The 835-nt window shown below is 55.2% G+C and carries 1 protein-coding gene; it reads left to right on the top strand.

Features of this window, described 5'->3' with window-relative positions; translation table 11 throughout:
• Positions 1 to 65 precede the first annotated feature (65 nt).
• Positions 66 to 823 (top strand): IS5 family transposase gene (locus ACR0EZ_RS25955; protein WP_480617732.1). Its coding sequence is split into 2 segments (ribosomal slippage): positions 66 to 402 and positions 402 to 823, totalling 759 coding nucleotides; the frame shifts between segments, so codons are not numbered across the junction.
• Positions 824 to 835 lie beyond the last annotated feature (12 nt).

Genomic DNA, 835 nt, shown 5'->3' with positions numbered 1-835 from the left:
TAGGGTCAGGACCCATTGATTTCTGTATGTCGGCGTGATTCACCGGTCGAAAATCGAGCGGTGATATGAGCGATCTATATTGGTTGGATGATGCGCAGATGGCGCGTTTGGAGCCTTACTTTCCGAAGTCCCATGGCAAACCACGTGTAGATGATCGGCGTGTGCTGAGTGGGATTATCTTCATTAATCGTAATGGCTTACGCTGGCGAGACGCCCCTAAGGAGTATGGTCCGCACAAAACCCTATACAATCGCTGGAAGCGATGGAGCGACAAGGGAGTCTTTGCCCAGATCATGATGGGTCTGGCTGCCGAGCATGGCGAGGAAAAGACCGTCATGATTGATGCTACCTATTTGAAGGCCCACCGCACCGCGACCAGCATGGGCGTCAAAAAAGGGGGCGTGGACGTCTGATCGGTCGGACCAAGGGCGGTATGAACACCAAACTCCATGCCGTCTGTGACAGCCAGGGGCGTCCGCTGAACCTATTCGTCACGGCTGGTCAGGTCAGCGACTATATCGGCGCACGGGCTTTGCTCAGCAGTCTGCCGAATGTCGATTGGCTACTTGGTGACAGGGGCTATGACGCTGACTGGTTCCGAGAAGCCCTGCAAGACAAGGGCATACGGCCGTGCATTCCGGGTCGAAAGCAACGCAAGACGACCGTAAAATACGATAAGCGACGGTACGAGCGTCGTAACCGGATCGAGATCATGTTCGGCAGGCTGAAGGATTGGCGACGGGTCGCAACCCGATATGACCGCTCCCCCAAAGTCTTCCTCTCAGCAATCGCCCTCGCCGCAACTGTCATCTATTGGTTATGAGTCCTGAGCCTA

The organism is Ruegeria sp. AK4 (assembly GCF_056541025.1).
Note: the sequence above shows the minus strand (reverse complement) of the source record. Positions and strands in the feature narration are given on the sequence as shown.